The 14,303-nt window shown below is 63.6% G+C and carries 12 protein-coding genes, 1 tRNA gene and 1 pseudogene; 6 read left to right on the forward strand and 8 right to left on the reverse strand.

What is annotated here, in order from left to right; genetic code table 11:
• Position 1: 1 nt before the first annotated feature.
• The 4 genes from C3F42_RS08430 to C3F42_RS08445 all read right to left on the reverse strand — a co-directional run bounded on the left by C3F42_RS08430 (position 2) and on the right by C3F42_RS08445 (position 4,944).
• On the reverse strand, positions 2-1,294 hold the full coding sequence (locus C3F42_RS08430) for an HlyD family type I secretion periplasmic adaptor subunit (protein WP_094010674.1): 1,293 nt from the start codon (positions 1,292-1,294) through the stop codon (positions 2-4).
• Positions 1,291-3,012 carry a type I secretion system permease/ATPase gene (locus tag C3F42_RS08435; RefSeq protein ID WP_038705652.1) on the reverse strand — a complete coding sequence of 574 codons (1,722 nt, stop codon included), beginning with the start codon at positions 3,010-3,012 and terminating at the stop codon, positions 1,291-1,293. Before C3F42_RS08435 ends, C3F42_RS08430 begins: the two co-directional genes overlap by 4 nt.
• Positions 3,013-3,056: 44 nt before the next feature.
• Positions 3,057-3,422 carry an AprI/Inh family metalloprotease inhibitor gene (locus C3F42_RS08440; RefSeq protein ID WP_232888244.1) on the reverse strand — a complete coding sequence of 122 codons (366 nt, stop codon included), beginning with the start codon at positions 3,420-3,422 and terminating at the stop codon, positions 3,057-3,059.
• 64 nt (positions 3,423-3,486) lie between these two features.
• Positions 3,487-4,944 (reverse strand): serralysin family metalloprotease, encoded by a 1,458-nt coding sequence (locus tag C3F42_RS08445; RefSeq protein WP_023630981.1) that lies wholly within the window; start codon positions 4,942-4,944, stop codon positions 3,487-3,489.
• Between the two features lie 439 nt (positions 4,945-5,383).
• On the opposite strand from C3F42_RS08445, the gene C3F42_RS08450 reads away from it, so the two are divergent.
• Complete coding sequence (locus C3F42_RS08450) at positions 5,384-5,761, forward strand: hypothetical protein (RefSeq protein WP_038705650.1); 378 nt, start codon at positions 5,384-5,386, stop codon at positions 5,759-5,761.
• Between the two features lie 229 nt (positions 5,762-5,990).
• A pseudogene (locus tag C3F42_RS08455) lies at positions 5,991-8,120 on the forward strand (TonB-dependent siderophore receptor).
• 159 nt (positions 8,121-8,279) lie between these two features.
• On the opposite strand, the gene C3F42_RS08460 reads toward C3F42_RS08455, so the two are convergent.
• Positions 8,280-8,369 (reverse strand) — tRNA-Ser (locus C3F42_RS08460).
• Between the two features lie 290 nt (positions 8,370-8,659).
• Between C3F42_RS08460 and C3F42_RS08465 the strand changes: the two genes are divergently transcribed.
• From C3F42_RS08465 to C3F42_RS08475, 3 genes are all read left to right on the forward strand, one after another.
• Positions 8,660-9,349 (forward strand): crotonase/enoyl-CoA hydratase family protein, encoded by a 690-nt coding sequence (locus tag C3F42_RS08465; RefSeq protein ID WP_038705649.1) that lies wholly within the window; start codon positions 8,660-8,662, stop codon positions 9,347-9,349.
• A gap of 183 nt (positions 9,350-9,532) precedes the next feature.
• The gene (locus C3F42_RS08470; RefSeq protein WP_038705648.1) at positions 9,533-10,252 is read left to right on the forward strand and encodes a 1-acyl-sn-glycerol-3-phosphate acyltransferase; all 720 of its coding nucleotides are present in this window, start codon (positions 9,533-9,535) and stop codon (positions 10,250-10,252) included.
• 82 nt (positions 10,253-10,334) lie between these two features.
• Positions 10,335-11,306 carry a magnesium and cobalt transport protein CorA gene (locus C3F42_RS08475; RefSeq protein WP_023629727.1) on the forward strand — a complete coding sequence of 324 codons (972 nt, stop codon included), beginning with the start codon at positions 10,335-10,337 and terminating at the stop codon, positions 11,304-11,306.
• Positions 11,307-11,405: 99 nt separating this feature from the next.
• Here the strand turns inward: C3F42_RS08475 and C3F42_RS08480 are convergent, their stop codons facing one another.
• The gene (locus C3F42_RS08480) at positions 11,406-12,131 is read right to left on the reverse strand and encodes an amidotransferase (protein WP_094010677.1); all 726 of its coding nucleotides are present in this window, start codon (positions 12,129-12,131) and stop codon (positions 11,406-11,408) included.
• A gap of 527 nt (positions 12,132-12,658) precedes the next feature.
• Between C3F42_RS08480 and C3F42_RS08485 the strand changes: the two genes are divergently transcribed.
• On the forward strand, positions 12,659-13,462 hold the full coding sequence (locus C3F42_RS08485; protein WP_104444268.1) for a cytochrome c: 804 nt from the start codon (positions 12,659-12,661) through the stop codon (positions 13,460-13,462).
• Positions 13,463-13,482: 20 nt separating this feature from the next.
• Here C3F42_RS08485 and C3F42_RS08490 read toward each other — a convergent pair whose 3' ends face one another.
• Positions 13,483-13,815, reverse strand: a complete 333-nt coding sequence (locus tag C3F42_RS08490) for a ribonuclease E inhibitor RraB (RefSeq protein WP_038705647.1) — start codon at positions 13,813-13,815, stop codon at positions 13,483-13,485.
• 185 nt (positions 13,816-14,000) lie between these two features.
• A complete protein-coding gene (locus C3F42_RS08495) occupies positions 14,001-14,237 on the reverse strand; it encodes a hypothetical protein (RefSeq protein WP_023629732.1) in 237 nt (78 codons plus the stop codon).
• Positions 14,238-14,303 lie beyond the last annotated feature (66 nt).

Raw genomic sequence — 14,303 nt, forward strand, 5'->3', positions numbered from 1 at the left:
CTTATTGTTCGGTCAAGGCGGTGCCTGCACGGTCGAGCAGGGGTTTGAACAGGTAGTTGAGCAGCGAGCGCTCGCCGGTGCGCACGAACAGCTCGGCGGGCATGCCCGGGCGTATGGCCAGCCCCTGCAGACGCGCCAGCGCTTCTTCGCTGACCGTGCTGCGCAGCACGTAGTACGGCTGGCCGCTGCGCTCGTCGATCAGTTGGTCGGCCGACACCAGCGCCACTTCCCCGGTAACCCGTGGCGTGCGGTTCTGGTTGAAGGCGGTAAACAGGATGTCCACCGGCAACTGCGGTGCCACCTTGTCCACCAGGTTCACCGGCAGGCGCCCTTCCACTTCCAGCGCGGTGCCCTGGGGCACGATCTCCAGCAGGGTATCGCCGGCCCGCACCACGGCGCCTTCGGTGTGCACGCCAAGGTTCACCGCGATGCCGTCGGCCGGTGCGATGATCTCGCTGTGCTGTAGCTCGAAGTGCGCGGAGTTGAGCTGCTGCTCCAGAGTCGCGGCCTTGACCTGGGCTTCGGCCAGCTGGCTGCGCACCTCTTTCTGATATTCCTCGCGGCGCTGCTGCAAGTTGAGCCGGGCTTCGACGATCACCTGCTCCAGGCGCGCGCTTTCGCCGGCGTTCTGCGCCAGGTCGCGCTGCACCTGTGACAGTTGGCGCTGGTATTCCAGCACGCGGTTACGCGGGATATAGCCCTCGCCGGCCAGCGGGCGCAGGCTGTCGAGCTGCTCGCGCAACGAGTCGGCCTGGGCCTGCAGGTCGCCGCGCGCCCGGCGCATGCCGGTCAGCTGGGCCTGGGAGCCGTCGATGCTGGCGGCCAGGGCGCCCTGCTCGCGGGCCTGGGCCTGGCGGCGGCTGTCGAACAGCTGGCGCTGGCCTTCGAGGATCAGCGCCAGGCGGGCGTCGGCGTCTTCGAGCAGCTCTGCGGGAAACTGCACCTGGCCTAGGTTGTCACGCTCGCTCTGCCAGCGTGCCAGGGCGGCGCGGGTCATGCGGTACTGGGCCTGCAGCGCATCGACGTCGGCCTGCACCTGGGTGCGGTCGAGGCGGAACAGCGGCTCGCCCTGGCGCACCAGCTGGCCTTCGCTGACCAGGATGCGGCTGACCACGCCCGCGCCCATGGACTGCACCGCCTTGCGCTTGCCCGACACCACCACGGTGCCTTGCACCGGCACGCCCTGGTCGAGCGGGGCGAAGCTGGCCCAGGCCATGAAGCCGCCGAAACCGACCAGGGTCAGCCACCACCCCAGACGAACATGGAAACGTGCATCACGGGTTTGCTGGCTCATGCGCCACCTCCGGCTTGCAGGGGTCGTTGCGCCGGGGCCTGGCCCATGGCGTGGAGGATGTCGCGGGCCGGGCCGAAGCCCTGCATGCGCCCTTCGTTCATCACCAGCAGCTTGTCGGCCTGGGCCAGCGCCGCGCTGCGGTGGGTCACCAGCACCACGGTGCGACCCTGAGCCTTGAGCTGGACGATGGCGTTGGCCAGGGCGGCTTCGCCGTGGCTGTCGAGGTTGGAGTTGGGTTCGTCGAGCACGATCAGCCGGGCATCGCCGTACAGGGCGCGGGCCAGGGCGATGCGCTGCTTCTGACCGCCGGAGAGATCCACCCCCTCCTCGCCCAGGCGCGTGTCATAGCCCTGGGGCAGGCGCAGGATCAGGTCATGCACGCCCGCCAGGCGCGCCGCCTCGACCACCTTGATGCCGTCCAGTTCGCCAAAGCGGGCGATGTTCTCGGCGATGCTGCCGCGCAGCAATTCGATGTTCTGCGGCAGATAGCCAATGTGCGGGCCCAACGCGTCGCGGTCCCATTGGCTGAGCTCGGCGCCATCAAGGCGCACATGGCCGCCGAGGGTCGGCCAGACGCCGACCAGCACCTTGGCCAGGGTCGACTTGCCCGAACCCGAAGCCCCCAGCACGCCGAGCAGTTCACCCGGCGCCAGGGCGAAGTGCACCTGCTGCAGGGTGGCCAGGTTGCGCCCGGGCGGGCCAGCGCTGACCTGCTCCACCGCCAGTTGCCCGGTAGGCACCGGCAGGGGCATCGGCGTCGGCGTCTCGGGGTGTTCGCGCAGCAGCCCGTCCAGGCGCTGGTAGGCCAGCTGCGCGCCGCTCCACTGTTTCCACACCGCAATCAACTGGTCGATCGGCGCCAGCACCCGGCCCATGAGGATGGAGCCGGCGATCATCATGCCCGGGGTCATCTGCCCTTCGATCACCAGCAGCGCGCCCAACCCCAGCACCAGCGATTGCAGGCACAGGCGCAGGCCCTTGCTGGTGGCGGTGATCACCGCCGAGGTGTCGCTGGCCTTGTTCTGCAGGTCGAGGAAACGTCCATGCAGGCTGAACCAGCGCTGGCGCAGCGCGCCAAGCATACCCATGGCCTGGATGCTCTCGGCGCTCTGCAACTGGCTGCCGGCCAGTTGCGTCGACTGCTGCTGGAAGCCACTGGCCTCGGCCAGGGTGGCATGGGTAAGGCGCTCGTTGAGGATCGCCAGGGCGATCAGCAGCAGCGCGCCGACCGTGGCCATGACGCCCAGCCAGACGTTGAAGGCGAAGATCACCGCCAGGTAGATGGGGAACCAGGGGGCATCGAAGAAGGCGAACAGCGCGGGGCCAGTGATGAACTGGCGCAGCTGGGTCAGGTCGCCCAGGGCCTGGCCGGCGGCGCCGTCGCGCTGGCGCAGATTGCGTTCGAAGGCGGCGCGATAGACCTTCAGGTTGAACGTCTTTTCCAACTGGTTGCCGACCCGAATGACAATGAAACTGCGTACGGCCTCGAGCCCGCCGATATAAACGAAGAAGCCGACAACCATCAATGTCAGCACCCACAAAGTTGTCGTGCTCTGTGAACTCAGTACACGGTCGTACACTTGAAGCATATATATCGACGGCACCAGCATGAGCAAGTTGATCAATGCCGTGAAACAGCCAACGCTGATCAACGTCGACTTATGTTCGCCGAGTGCCGCCCACAAAGGCGCCCCGGGCTTTTTGCTCGGTAGTTTCATGTTTCGCCCTTGCTTGCCTGAAACTTTTAAGTTTCAGGCCGGGTTTATTTGTCCAGGTGCTGGAGCACCAGTTGGGTACCGTCCGGCCGGGTCCAGGCGTAACGCTTGGCCCCCTCGCGGCTGAAGTGCACCACGCTGCTGCCGTCGCCGCCCACCAGGGCCAAGGTGTCAGGAGTCACCAGCCAGCTGCCGGGGCGCAGGCCCAGCAGGTCCCTGGCGCAATCCAGGTCGCCTTCGATTTCGCCTTCGTTGGCGCCCAGGTGCAGGTTGCAGGCTTGCACCTGCTGCTGTTCGGGGTAAAGCGTCCAATCACCGGCCATTTGCGCGGCGTTGGGGAGTAACAGGCTGCTCGCCATACCTACCTCGGTCATCGACATCAGGGTAATCGCGGCCAGCGCGATCGTTCGCAAGCTTGCTTTCATTCGTCTGCCTCGCCGACAAAAGGGCGACGCGCGAGCGCCGCCCCCTGTTACATCAGACCACGATGTCGGTGACAGCGGCCTGGCCAACGGTGGTCACCAGGAAATCAGCCGACGCGTTTCCGGTGAAGTCGATGGACAGGCTGCCCAGGTTGGTGGCCTGGTCGTAGGTCAGCAGCGCCTCGCCGGCATGGCCGGTGAAGGCATTGACGAACTGCAGCGGCAGCTTGTTCACGGCGAACGCGGAGATGGCCGACAGGTCGATCTTGTCCACGCCCGAGGTGAAGTCCATGATGCGGTCCGGCGCCGCCTTGGTGGAGTCGCTGACAGCCGCGAACACGAAGGTGTCCGAGCCGCTGCCGCCCCACAGCTGGTCGGCGCCGCCGCCGCCGTAGATGATGTCGTTGCCGGCACCACCCTTGAGCACGTTGGCCAGCGCATTGCCGATCAGCAGGTCGTTGCCCGAGCCGCCGATGGCGTTCTCGATGGTCACGCCCTTGGCGATGGACACGTTGCCAACCATGCCGCCGACATCGGAGAACGACGCTTCGTTGAGGTTGATCTTCTGGTTCTGGGTGAAGCCCGAGAAGTCGAAGGTGTCGTTGCCGCCACCGTCCCACACCGAGAACACCAGTTTCGACGAGGCCGAGGTGGCCGAGTAGAAGTCGCGATCAGCGGTGGAGTTGAAGCCGTAGGTGGTGTCGCCGGCACGGGTGGCGTAGTTGGCGCCGTAGAGCTTCTGGATCGCCAGGATGTCGTCCATCAGCGGGGCCGAGGCGTAGTACTGCCCGCCGCCCTTGATGAAGTTCTGCCCGTTGTTGCTTTCGCTCCAGTAGCTCATGACGCTGTAGCCACGAGTGTCCTGGGCGTAGTCGGCGTCACGGTAGGTCGGGTTGCCTTCGCCGGCGTTGTAGTCGCCGGGGTGGGACAGGCCGAGCACGTGGCCGATCTCGTGGGTCAGGGTCTGGCGACCATAGTTGCCGGTGCCCGGGGTGATGTTGACCTGATAGCCGCTGTTGATCAGGTACCAGGACTCGCCCTTGTGCGAACCCGGGCCGTCGAACGGCAGGTAGGCGAACGCCGCGCCGCCGTTGCTGGCGCTGAAGTTGCCGAAGGTCATGTGGCCGTCACCGCCCGAGCCTGCCTCGGTGAAGGTGACCTTGGCCACGTCCGCCCAGGACTGCATGGAGAGCTTGGCCTGTTGTTTCTGCAGGTCGCTGAACTGGCTGAACGAGCCCAGTCCGCGGCTGTAGAAGTCAGACGGTGCCTTGGTCAGGAAGGTATAAGTAAGGCTGATCGTGCCGTCCTTGTTCAGGTCCTTCCAGGCTGCGCCATCACGCAGGAGGTGGTCGGCGGCCTGGTCGACCGTGAAGGACTTTTTGCCATTGATGTTCGCGCCGCCGCGATCGTACTGGTGGGCAAAGCTATCGATCAGGCCAAAGGACGAACTAGGTCCCTTCGGCTGCAGTGCGGAAACGGCCGAAACAATAGCGTTTTCTTTGACTTTCGACATGCAGGTTACTTCCTTGTTTACAAAAAAGCAGTTGATGTCAGACAGGATTTCCCACCTGGCGAGAACTTCCTGTCACTCGCCTTTATGAGGCGCAAAAAAACTGACACACAATGAAACTTGATGTCCAGCGTTTTTTGACGCCATTTTTTCGTTTTCGAAAACTCAACTGTGTCTCCTAATTTGCGCAAACTGCGATGGATCAATGTCGGCAGCGACAAGCATTAGTTCCAATCATGTCTCCAGGACTTTATAGACAACGATTCGAAGTTTACTTTCGAAAATGCGACGAGTGCCTGTTGTTTGCCCTCAACGCTTCGTTTAGGCGCTTTACTACGCGACAACCTGCCGCACGACCCTCCGTCGCCTCGGCGTTGACTTGCCAGCGTGTGGAGCGCTCAGTAGGCGTTGGTCGAAGACCCCTTCCTGACAGGACGACACAATGACAAGGCTCACGGTGCAATCCGGCGATTTCTTGCAAGGTGAAGGCGAGTATCGCAATGGAGCGCTCACACTCAAGACCCCGCGCAGCCCTTCGCCCGGCGAGCGCATTTCGCTGGCGCGGATTACGGATCTGAAACTGGCCAACCTCGAATCGACCCGCAGCTTGGGCACCGCCCTGGGCTGGGGAGTGGCCGGCGCCCTGGTGGCCGGCCCGGTCGGCCTGCTCGCCGGCCTGCTGCTGGGCGGCAAGGAAGAGGAAGTCACCTTCCTTGCCACCTTCAAGGATGGCCGCAAGCTGCTGGCCATCACCGACGGCAAGACCTGGTCGAAGATCGACGACAACTGGCGCCGTTACCAGCGCCCGGCGGCGGCCTGAATCGCGCCCCGCTTCGTTCGTATTGACTGTACTGGCGTCATCGCCGGCAAGCCGGCTCCCGCAGGAAACGCGCATGCCTAAGCCTTGTGCGGTATCGGTGGGAGCACAGGCGCGCCGGATCCCACGTCTGCATCCCTGAAAGCCTCGGCAGCCTGCTACCATGGCGCCCTTTTGCCTGCCCGACAGCTGCCGAGCGATAACGGCGCGTCTGCTTTTCAAGGAGCCTTGCATGACCCCGCTTCGCCCCCGCCTGCCCTTGGGCCTGCTCGGCCTGGGCCTTGCCCTGCACAGTGGCCATGGCCTTGCCGACGACAGTGTGGCCCTGGCCCCCGTGCGCATTTCGGATGTTCAGGACAGCGGCTACCAGGCACGCGAAGCCCAGGTCGGCGGCCTGCACAGCGCGTCGCTGCTCGACACCCCGGCAGCGGTCAGCGTGTTCAGCCGCCAGCTGCTGGACGACCGCCAGGTGCGCAAGCTAAGCGAGGTGCTGCAGAGCGATGCCTCGGTGGGCGAAAGCTATGCGCCGATCGGCTATTACGAGAACTTCAACGTGCGCGGCTTCGAGCTCAACGCCGCCAGCAGCTACCGGGTCAACGGCCAGACCATCGCCGGCGAGCAGAACGTGGCGCTGGAGAACAAGCAGCAGGTGGAGCTGCTCAAGGGACTGTCCGGGTTGCAGAGCGGCGTGTCAGAGCCCGGCGGGCTGGTCAACTACGTGACCAAGCGCCCGGAGGATGTGCGCAGCATGAGCGTGTCGAGCAACGAACAGGGCGAGCGCTACCTGGCCACCGACCTGGGCGGCTGGTTCGGCGCCGAGCGCCAGCTGGGCCTGCGGGCCAACCTCGCCCACGAGGACATTCGCTCCTATGTCGATCATGCCGACGGCAAGCGCGACTTCGCCTCCGTGGCGCTTGACTGGCAGATCAACCCGAATGCCGTCCTGGAGCTGGATGCCGAGTACCAGCACCGCGAGCAGTATTCGGTACCCGGCTATCAACTGCTTGGCGGCAACCAGCTGCCCCATGGCGTCGACCCCAAGGATCACCTGGCCTGGCAGTCCTGGGCCAAGCCCGTGCAGAACGACTCGCTGAACCTGGGCGGGCGCTTCAAATACCAGTTCAACGACAACTGGAACGGTACCCTCAGCGCCTCGCGCAGCAAGGTAGTAATTGATGACTACAGCGCATTCGCCTGGGGTTCGAGCGAAGGGTCCTACTTCGGCAGCAATGGCGACTACGACATCTACGATTTCCGCAGCCCTGACGATACCCGCCGCATCGACGAAGCCCAGGCCATGCTCGACGGGCGCTTCGATGCCTTGGGCGTGAGCCATGAGCTGACCGTCGGCACCAGTGCGCAACGCCGCACGCTCGACCAGCGACCGGGCTACAACGAGTGGCGAGGCACGGGCAACATCCATACCGGTGCGCCAGCGGTGGAGCCGTCGGACAAGCCCATTGGCAGTAGTGAACGCCGCCTGGACAGCCGCCAGTACGGCCTGTTCTTCAGCGACCGCATCACCTTCAACGACAATTGGCAGACCGTGATCGGTGCCCGGGAAGTGCGCCTGGATGAAAAGACCTGGGACCAGAATGGCGTCGCCGGGCGCCACACCCGACAGTACCAACTGCTGCCCAACGCAGCTTTGATCTACAAGCCGCAGCCGGACACCACCTTGTAAGCCAGCTATGCGAAAGGCTTGTCCTCGGGTGGCACCGCCCCCTGGTATGCCAGCAACGCGTTCGAAATCCTCGCCCCGACCCTGTCGCGCCAGCTCGAAGTCGGCATCAAGCGTGACTGGCAGGGCATGAGTTTCAGCGCGGCCCTGTTCCAGATCCGCCAGGCGTACCAGTATGCCCGCCCCGACGGAACTCCGGCGCCGACCTACGTGCAGTCGGGCCAGCAGAAAAACACCGGCCTGGAACTCGGCGCCAGCGGCTGGGCAACCTCCAACCTGCAGATCCAGGCCAGCGCCGCAGTGATCCGCGCCCGGGTGCAAAACAGCGACACCGCCGCCTACGAAGGCCACCAGGCAATCAACGTGCCGCGCCTGCGCGCCGCGCTGCAGGCCGACTACGCCCTGCCCGTCCCCGGCCTGGCCCTGCTCGGCGGTGCACGCTACAGCGCCAGCAAGTACGCAAGCTCAGCAGGCAATGTCGAAGTCGGCGGCTACACCGTATTCAACATCGGCAGCCGCTATCGCACGAACATCGGCGGCTACGACACCGTGCTGCGCCTGACCGTGGACAACGTCTTGGACAAGCGCTACTGGCGCGACGTGGGCGACTACCTGGGCGACAACTACCTGTTCCAGGGCGCGCCGCGCACGGCACGACTGTCGGCCTCAGTAAGTTTCTAAAGGGGCTGCTTCGCAGCCCATCGCCGGCAAGCCGGCTCCCACAGGAGATCGCATTACCTTGTGGGAGCCGGCTTGCCGGCGATGCGATCGCACAGGTAAAAACAAACCGACAAACAAAAAGCCCCCGAACCTTTCGATTCGGGGGCTTCTCGTAGAATGTGGCGGTGAAGAAGGGATTTGAACCCTTGATACGATTTCTCGTATACACACTTTCCAGGCGTGCTCCTTCGACCACTCGGACACTTCACCGTTTTCTCTTCAAGCTATTCAGCCTGTCGAGGCGCGCTAATTTAGTAGAAGAGCTTTTACTTGGCAAGCATTTTTTTCAGAATTTTCATGTGCTTAAGGCGATTGGCCGAAAACTCCGGCCGATCAGGGCAATGCTGCCAATGTGCCCAGCGCTTTTTCCTGCCCGCCAAGCGCTGCCCAGAGGGCGCAAGGCACAGCGGCGCGACACTGACTGATCAGTCAGTCTTGGCACTTTACCTGGCCGGCGCCGCTGGGTAACGTCGTCGCCACGCCATCCAAAGGACTCTGCCATGAGCGAGCTGATTACCTACCACGCCGAAGACGGCATCGCCACCCTGACCCTGAACAACGGTAAGGTTAACGCCATCTCCCCGGATGTCATCAAGGCCTTCAACGCCGCGCTCGATCGCGCCGTCGAGGAACGCGCGGTGGTGATCATCACCGGCCAGCCGGGCATCCTCTCCGGCGGCTACGACCTCAAAGTGATGACCGCCGGCCCCAAGGAGGCCGTTGGCCTGGTAACCGCCGGCTCCACCCTGGCCCGGCGCCTGCTGTCGCACCCCTTCCCGGTGATCGTCGCCTGCCCCGGCAATGCCGTGGCCAAGGGCGCCTTCCTGCTGCTGTCGGGCGACTACCGCATCGGTGTCGAAGGCCCTTACAAGATCTGCCTGAACGAAGTGCAGATCGGCATGACCATGCACCACGCCGGTATCGAGCTGGCCCGTGATCGCCTGGGCCGTGCGGCATTCCAGCGCTCGGTGAACAATGCCGAGGTGTTCGACCCGCAGGGTGCCCGGGAAGCCGGCTTCCTCGACAAGGTGGTGCCCGCCGAGCAGCTGCACGAGACCGCCCTGGCCGCCGCGCGCGAAATGAAGAAGCTGAACATGCTGGCGCACAAGAACACCAAGCTGAAGGTGCGCAAGGCCCTGCTGGAGGCGCTGGACGAGGCGATCCTGGCGGACCAGAACCACCTGGGCTGAGTCCGTCCAGGGATTTTCCTCACAGGACTTCGTGGGAGCGGGATTGCCCGGCGATGCGATCACCCAGGGTGAGGCCATCGCCGGGAAAGCCCGCTCCCGCATGATCTCCAGCGCTCAGCAACGTTTGCCCCCACCAGTGCACACCCGTACACTGCGCCGCGACTGTCCGGTGTGAGTCGTACCATGCTTTATATGCTCCGCATGCTCCTGTTGGCGCTGCACTTTCTGCTCGTGGGTGTCGTCGGCCTGGTGATTGGCCTGCTGCGCCCGTTCAACCCCGACAACAGCCGCCTGTTCGCCCGCCTGTACAGCGTGCCGGCCGCCTGGTTGCTGCGGATCAAGGTCAAGGCCGAGGTCGGCCCGCTGTGGGACCAGCCCCCCGGTTGCGTGATCATCGCCAACCACCAGTCCAACTATGACCTGTTCATCCTCGGCCAGGTGGTGCCCCGGCGTACCGTGGCCATCGGCAAGAAGAGCCTGGGCTGGATCCCGCTGTTCGGGCAGTTGTTCTGGCTGGGCGGCAATGTGCTGATCGACCGCAAGAACGCCTATCAGGCACGCAAGGCCATGCAGACCACCACCCGAACCCTGCGCGACGATACTTCGATCTGGATCTTCCCCGAGGGCACGCGCAACCCCGGCGAACAGTTGCTGGCGTTCAAGAAAGGCGCTTTCCACATGGCGATCGAGGCCGGCGTGCCGATCGTGCCGGTATGCGTCAGCCGCTACACCAGGCGCCTGAGCCTGAACAGCTGGCGCCAGCGCACGGTGATAATTCGCTCGCTGGCCCCGATCGCCACTGCTGGCCTGACCCAACAGGACCTGCCAACGCTGATCGAGCAATGCCGAATCCAGATGCAGCATTGCATCGACCATATGGAAAGCGAGCTTATCGCGCCCTGACCCGCCACCTCTCGCCGGACTTGCTCCGTGCCGCGACACGGCCCAAGCTGTATCGCGTGTTCAATCGAATAAGCGGACAACCATGGGTCGAGTCGTCGCGGCAGCGGTGTACAGCGCCGGCAGGAAGGTCACCAATATCAGCCTCGACGAAGGCGCCGTATGGGCCAGCAAGCCCGGACACTTCGTGTGGATAGGCCTGGAAGAGCCCAATGCCGAGGAATTGGCCAACCTGCAGCGCCAGTTTGGCCTGCACGAACTGGCCATTGAGGATGCCCTGGAGAAACACAGCCGGCCAAAGCTGGAAACCTTCGGCGACGCGCTGTTCATCGTCACTTACTCCCCAGTGCGCCACGAAGGGAAGCTTGAGTTCATCGAGACCCACATTTTCGCCGGCAATGGCTACATCATCACCTGCCGCAACGGCCACTCGAAGTCCTACGCCCTGGTGCGCCAACGCTGCGAGGCGCGGCCGTTGCTGCTCGAGCACGGCGAAGACTTCGTGCTCTACGCTCTGCTGGACTTCGTCACCGAGAACTACCAGCCGGTCAGCGAGGCCATTCACGGTGAAATCGAAGAGCTGGAGCACAGCGTGCTCAGCAATTCACTCAAGGAAGAAGACATTCAGCGCCTGCACAGCCTGCGCCGCGACATCCTGCGCCTGCGCCGCTACGTGGCTCCGATGGTGGAAGTCAGCGAAGAGCTGCAGCGCTTGAGCTTCCCGTTCATCGACAAGAACATGCGCCCGTATTTTCGCGACGTGCAGATCCACGTGACTCGGCAGATGGAAGATTTGGCCGGCATCCGCGACATCGCCAGCCAGACCATCGAGATCGGCATGCTGCTGGAGTCATCACGGCAAAGCATCACCCAGCGCAAGTTCGCGGCCTGGGCGGCGATCCTGGCGTTTCCCACGGCAATTGCCGGGATCTACGGGATGAATTTCCAGAACATGCCTGAGCTGGGCTGGCACTACGGCTACTTTACCGTGCTGGGGGTGATCGGCCTTGGGTGTTCGGGGCTGTACTTCAGTTTCAAGCGGTCGGGCTGGTTGTAACGCCAAGAGCGTGGGAGCGGCGGTTCGCCGCTGCGACTTGGCCCGCGATTACCGGCGAAGCCGGTGCCATCTCCCACGCGACCCCAGTCAACATGGATCTCAGATCACGCGACTACCGGGCTGCTGGACGAAGCGCAGCATCCACTCGCCCACCAGATCCCCCTGGTGCTCGGTGGCAAGGCTGGCCACCGCCTTGGCATAGACTTCGTCGCCCAACGAGGCCTGGCGCGCGTCGAGCAGCGCCCGGGAATAGTCGTGGACGAACTCCGGGTGACCCTGGAAGCACAGCACCTGGTCACGGATATGGTAGGCGGCGTTGGGGCAGAAATCGCTCGAGGCGATCACCGTGGCCCCTTCGGGCAGCTTGGTGACCTGGTCCTGGTGACTGATCAGCAAGGTCAGCTCGGATACCTGCGGGTCCATCCACGGCGCATGGGCCGCCAAGCTGTAGCGGTGGATGCCCACGCCCCAGCCCTTGTCGGCGCGCTCGGCCTTGCCGCCGAGAGTCAACGCCAACAATTGGTGACCGAAACACACCCCCAGCAGCTTCTCGCCCCGCTCATACAACTTGAGCAGGTAGGCCTTGAGCGTCTGGATCCACGGATCGTCGCCGAACGAGTCGGCCTTGCTGCCGGTCACCAGGTAGGCATCGAAGGTTCGCTCGGCCGGCGGATAATCGCCATTCATCACGTTGTACACATCAAACTCGGCGGCGATCGGCTGGCGTGAAAACAGCTGCTCGAACATCCTTCCGTAGCCCTGGTACTGCGCGATCAACTCCGGCCGCAGGACATCGGTTTCAAGGATGCAGATGCGTAACGACATAGCGGTAGTCCTGAACGACATGTGGGTGGGATTTGCTGTAAAGACTGACGCGAAAGGGGCGTACAAGCAAGTAGGATGTCCAGACGAACGGTAGGCCCTGTAACCCTTGGTAACCCTTGCCGCGCACTCGTCTAGCGTCAGCGTGCCAGCGGGGTGGCCAGTGGCCTTAAAGCCATGAGGAAGCGAAATGATTTTTTTTAGAGCAAAGGGTTCTGAAACAGGGATGACGCGGGCCCTAGTGTTGGTTGTATATCCAGAAACACGCGGCAAGCAGTGAGGACGTTCGATCACGCCACTGCGATCGACCCGAAGCCAGACAAGGAAGCCAAGGGTTATTCAGGAATAACAACAAGAAGGCGGTCCGCCATGTTCAGACAATCCAAAGTACGCCAAGCCGGGCTCATACTCTTCGCCACGACCCTGCTGCTGATCCTGCCCAACCTTACCCGGTTGTTCGGTTGACCCAGCACTGGCCTTTTCCAAGCGTGCGTGGGTAACCTGCCGACCTTGAAGGTTGGAGATTGCCCATGCGCCTGTGCCTTACCCTGCTCTGCTTGCTGATTCCCCTGCCAGCGCTGGCCGCGCAACTGACCCTCGATCTGGGTGACGGCAGCCGGCACTGGCAGAGCGAGCAACTGCTCACCCATCCCCTGGCGCGGGACGTCACTATTGAACAGGACGTTGCCTACAAGCGCACCATGCATTACCGCGCCGTACCGCTGGCAGCACTGCTCGAGGGTGTGAAACCGAGCGACCACCTGCAGGCGGTGGCCCTCGACGGTTTCGCTGCAGAAATGCCCGCCGGCCCGCTGTTGCAGCCAGGCCCGGCACAAGCCTGGCTGGCCATCGAGGACAACGCCCGGCCTTGGCCGCCACTCGGCCAGGGCAAGGCGGGAGCCGGGCCGTTCTATCTGGTATGGACCCAGCCCCAGGCGAGCGGCATCCGCCCGGAACAATGGCCGTTCCAGATCGCCAGCATTCGCAGCCTGGCAGCGGTCGAGGTGCGCTTCCCCGCCCTGTTGCCAGACCCAGCGCTGCCTGACGCGGATCCAGTGCGCCAGGGCTTTGCCCTGTTCCAGCAGAATTGCCTGGCCTGCCACCGCCTCAATGGCGCTGGCGATGCGCACCTGGGCCCTGACCTGAACCTGCCGCACAACCCTACCGAATACTTTCAGCCGGCATTCCTGCGCCAATACATTCGCGATCCGCAGAGCCTGAGGCACTGGCCGCAGGCCAAGATGCCCGGGTTCTCCACCCAGGTGCTGAGCGACCAGGAACTCGATGGATTGCTGGCATACCTGAAGCATATGGCCGGGCGCAAACCACGGTAGAACGCACGGGGCCGCGTTACCTAGGCAATCGGCCGTTCCTGCTTGACGCCCCAACCCTCGACCTCGCCGCCATGGGGCGACACGAGCCGTTCGAAGGCCTGCTCGAAAGCGCCGATGCCGCCATGGGTGGCGTACATCACCTTGCTCAGTTCCAGATGCCAGGCACCGTCGTCGCGCTCGCTCACCTGGGCGCTGAGCGACTCGCCACGGAACTGCACGGCCGCCCGGCGCGCGGCGGCCTCGTCGGGAAACACGGCATAGAACTCGATGGGATGAATACGGGTGAAATCGAAACCGCCAGCTTTCATCTGGCGCAGGACACTGCTGCTGATGTCGTCGTATTGGCTGCTCATGAAACGTCCTCCTGCAAAGCAATGGATAGACTTTCAGTGCACAAAGCACCTGCCTGGCAAGCGTGCCATGCCTGGCAATTCGAGCTGATGCAAGACGCGAGTGGAATCGACGCGGACCCGCAGATTTGGCCGGCGCCTGTCTCCAGCGTAGTGCCTGTGCAGGCACTGCGCCAGAGCGTAGCGGCTCAGGGTAGCTGGCGAATGGTGGTGATGGTCACGCCGCTCTGCTCCTTGAGCCAGCGTGCCGTGGGGGAAAAGCTGCGATCCTGGAAGTCATTGAGGTCAAGTTCATCCATTAGCGGGAACAAACGCGAACGGATGGCGCGTGCGGCGTCCTCCTCGCTGGGGCATTGCTCGGCATTGAGCAGCAGTGTCTGCGGCTCGCCCTTCTGGTCGGCAAAGCTGACTTCCCATGCTTTCATCGATCAGCCCTCGCTGGCACAACAGTGAATGGAACTGCGTACTAGCTTGACCATGACACAGCGGCA

The organism is Pseudomonas sp. PONIH3 (assembly GCF_002934345.1).
Classification (GTDB): Bacteria; Pseudomonadota; Gammaproteobacteria; order Pseudomonadales; family Pseudomonadaceae; genus Aquipseudomonas; species Aquipseudomonas soli.

Coding starts and splice junctions, on each gene's coding strand:
- C3F42_RS08430 (WP_094010674.1), bottom strand. CDS start 1,294: ATGAGCCAGCAAACCCGTGATGCACGTTTCCATGTTCGTCTGGGGTGG.
- C3F42_RS08435 (WP_038705652.1), bottom strand. CDS start 3,012: ATGAAACTACCGAGCAAAAAGCCCGGGGCGCCTTTGTGGGCGGCACTC.
- C3F42_RS08445 (WP_023630981.1), bottom strand. CDS start 4,944: ATGTCGAAAGTCAAAGAAAACGCTATTGTTTCGGCCGTTTCCGCACTG.
- C3F42_RS08450 (WP_038705650.1), top strand. CDS start 5,384: ATGACAAGGCTCACGGTGCAATCCGGCGATTTCTTGCAAGGTGAAGGC.
- C3F42_RS08465 (WP_038705649.1), top strand. CDS start 8,660: ATGAGCGAGCTGATTACCTACCACGCCGAAGACGGCATCGCCACCCTG.
- C3F42_RS08470 (WP_038705648.1), top strand. CDS start 9,533: ATGCTTTATATGCTCCGCATGCTCCTGTTGGCGCTGCACTTTCTGCTC.
- C3F42_RS08475 (WP_023629727.1), top strand. CDS start 10,335: ATGGGTCGAGTCGTCGCGGCAGCGGTGTACAGCGCCGGCAGGAAGGTC.
- C3F42_RS08480 (WP_094010677.1), bottom strand. CDS start 12,131: ATGTCGTTACGCATCTGCATCCTTGAAACCGATGTCCTGCGGCCGGAG.
- C3F42_RS08485 (WP_104444268.1), top strand. CDS start 12,659: ATGCGCCTGTGCCTTACCCTGCTCTGCTTGCTGATTCCCCTGCCAGCG.
- C3F42_RS08490 (WP_038705647.1), bottom strand. CDS start 13,815: ATGAGCAGCCAATACGACGACATCAGCAGCAGTGTCCTGCGCCAGATG.
- C3F42_RS08495 (WP_023629732.1), bottom strand. CDS start 14,237: ATGAAAGCATGGGAAGTCAGCTTTGCCGACCAGAAGGGCGAGCCGCAG.